At 31.7% G+C, this 3033-nt stretch carries 3 protein-coding genes; all 3 read right to left on the minus strand.

Going from position 1 to position 3033, the window contains the following annotated elements; genetic code table 11:
- Positions 1–88 precede the first annotated feature (88 nt).
- On the minus strand, positions 89–730 hold the full coding sequence (locus LD39_RS19125; protein ID WP_035551923.1) for a hypothetical protein: 642 nt from the start codon (positions 728–730) through the stop codon (positions 89–91).
- Positions 731–1372: 642 nt separating this feature from the next.
- Positions 1373–2473, minus strand: a complete 1101-nt coding sequence (locus LD39_RS19130; RefSeq protein WP_035551925.1) for a DUF262 domain-containing protein — start codon at positions 2471–2473, stop codon at positions 1373–1375.
- A gap of 11 nt (positions 2474–2484) precedes the next feature.
- Positions 2485–3033 (minus strand): FRG domain-containing protein (locus LD39_RS19135; RefSeq protein WP_035551928.1); only part of this gene is annotated, 549 nt, incomplete at its 5' end.

Consider the following 3033-nt stretch of genomic DNA (forward strand, 5'->3'; position numbering starts at 1 on the left):
TATGGGTTTCTTTTCTACTTTTTTTTCCAGTAAACATTTGATTACTCCTCTCTAAAGCACTGGTCCTGCTTTTTATGTGCTATTGGTATCATTCATTACATTTTAGGTCTGTTACTTTCACAACAGTGTCTTTATGTAAGGTAATTCCAACATTATTGTTCTCAAATAGCTTGGTGTCACCCTCTTCATGTACTAAGTTTGCATTTTTAACTAATTTGTTTAACTGCCTAAGTACATCATGGAATTTTAATGAAGCCTTATTTACTAATTGTTTGTATTCTTCATATACAGAAAATTGTATATAGTAATCTGAATCAATAATAACCTCTTTAAGCCAATTTACAGTAGATAACGCAGTAGACCTTTTAAAACCATTCTTACTGCAAATCTCATGTGCAATGTTAAGGTCTCTAAGGATTAATTGAGACCTCATATTTAGCTTCTGTAAGGTGTAATTTATATGTTTCGGAATATGAGGATATAACTTACCTCTTTTGCGCTTTATCATCTCTTTTACTACGTTGCAATCGATTAACAATAACCCATTCTTAATATCATAGTAACTTAGAAATGAAAGTAACTCAGATATTGCATAAGCCTCTGCAATATGATTATTTGACTCTTTGACTATAATTCTCTTTCGAATTACTTTAGCGTCCTTGAAATATATTACGAACGAAAGTACAGCAATCCCTTTTTTCACGGAAGCATCAGTGTATGAGACAAACATTATTTTCTACCTCCACCTGCTATGTACATTAGTTTAAGCCGCTTATAATTTCGAATCTTAATTTCTATTGTTTGATAAAGTCTTGAAATAAATCGAACTTTTATAATGATAAATTTTAATAACCCTTCTCGAAATTACTTTCGAGTAAAGCTATAAAAACACTTGAAAAGGTTGGAATATAACCTTCTGTTGAACTCAAAAAATTCGCCTCGTATCGTAAAAATTTACACCATCACTGTGTGGCTAGATGTACTTGAAGGCTTACATAAACATAAATAAGATAAGTTACCTAAATATGTTCCTTTTTAGCTCGATAGCCATTATTCTGTATATCAACTCCATTATGGTGGCTTAGTACTAATCCGATATTTTTTTCTAGAATGCTTTTATCCTAGCAAATTCTTTTTTTGGTTAACCACCTACACAGTAATGGAGATATTGGATTTAAACTGATTTAAAACAAAGAAAAACAGCTATTTTATACCTCTCATGATAGTATTTTGAGCTTTTTTAAGGATATTTGGTCTGTTGCACATTCCCAATAAGTACTAAAACGTTTCAAAGAATGATAGCAAAAAAGACCACTTTACATTCTGTACAGTGGTCTTTTTATACATAATATTTTCTAGTCTTAGATAATCTTTAAAGAAAATTCAATTCATATTCTTTAATCATATCGTTTAATGTATCTCTTAGAATGGATGGTCTAGTGTTAGAGCCCTTAAAATCCTCTTCTAAATATGATGTAGATAATACACTTTTTATGGTGTTCATTACGCCACTAAATTTTTCATCATCAACCACATCTATTTCATTATCAAACAAGTACTTCAAGAAACCCGATACTAACATTAGTATAGGGGTTTGTAACTTATAGTTCCTACTTTCTATTCCATATATTTCTTTAGAGAATGGGTACTTTACATTTAAATCATTATAAACTTTCTTTAAAAATTCATTCGTTTTATCTAAAACTTCTTTAGTTTCTTCTATGAGTAGATTTTGGTCTTCCTGTCTTACAGCATAGTCCATAAGATGGTCAGCATAGACAGGTGAAGTACTAAAACCGATATTTAGACCAAATTTTAAAATCGACAACATAACACTAATAGACTCATGAACCGTTTTATCAGCATATCTTTTCTTAGAAATGTTATATATATCGTTAAAGACTGGGTCTTCAAAATAGCCCTTTATTACAGTGTTTAGCCAAAGGTTAAACTCGCATACATAAATAGCATTTCTAAATTCTTGTCTACTTAGTGGGTGAGTTCCCTTGTTGTACCTTTTAAAAATCTCAATTTCAACGATTGGGTTGTCTTGAACGTGAATATTTTCAAAATTTAATCTTGATTGGTGAAGTAATGAGTTTTGCATCTCACCATCTAATTGATTAAAAGACTTTTCATTCAAATTTTTTAAGATTTCTAGACCTTTTAATGAAAACTCGTTGTTAATAAATCTATAAACTGCCCGTAATCTATGCTGACCATCGATTACATTAGCAATGTACGGAACCTTTCGAGTGTCAGAGGACAAATAAATTGTTGGAATAGGTATCCCCATTATTATAGATTCTATGAGTAAACTTTCTTCCTCCACTGTGAATTTATATTCCCTTTGATATTCGGGGTCCAAGTTTATGCCTGCTCCACCATGTAAAGCTGCATCAATCTCATCACAAATACTTTTTAGACTCTTACTATCTGGCGTAGAAAATACTTTCCTGCCCTCATGTTCCATTGTACTCCTCCTCAGTTCATTAAGTATTCAGACTTAATATCTTTACTAATAAATTCTAGTTCAGGATATATGCTAGAGTAACTTATACCTATATCAAACAGCTGCCTCTTCAATTCTTGTTTTAGATTCTTATTAATCTTTATTTTAACAAGAATGTCCCCAGCAAAACTTTGTTCTTCAAGAGGAAGAGAACGTAATGGGAACAAAGTAAAAACACCTCTTTGAGCATATATCCGACTGTTATTACTTGGACAAATTATAGCTATAGGAGGTATTTCATCAGGGAGTATAACGCCAACTCCATACTTTTCTTTTAATTTATTATGCAAAGTTTCGTTTTGTTCAATAATATTCGGAAGTATGTTGAAGTCTTCGATAAATCTAGACCTTTCGTTCAAAGCGTTTGGGTTCAAACACCAAACTACAGCACAATCATTACTACCTTCTTCATATTCAAAACTTGTATTCTCCACTGCAAAGAACAATGCGGATAATGGACTTTGTGACCAATCTAACAATCTAGTAGGAAGACCAAAGTGCTGTGCAGTGGACATCCATTC

This window comes from Halobacillus sp. BBL2006 (assembly GCF_000786645.1).
Taxonomy (GTDB): domain Bacteria; phylum Bacillota; class Bacilli; order Bacillales; family Halobacillaceae; genus Halobacillus.

What these genes read in the sequence shown, in the direction of transcription:
- LD39_RS19125 (WP_035551923.1), bottom strand. Translation starts at nt 730, where the DNA reads ATGTTTGTCTCATACACTGATGCTTCCGTGAAAAAAGGGATTGCTGTA.
- LD39_RS19130 (WP_035551925.1), bottom strand. Translation starts at nt 2,473, where the DNA reads ATGGAACATGAGGGCAGGAAAGTATTTTCTACGCCAGATAGTAAGAGT.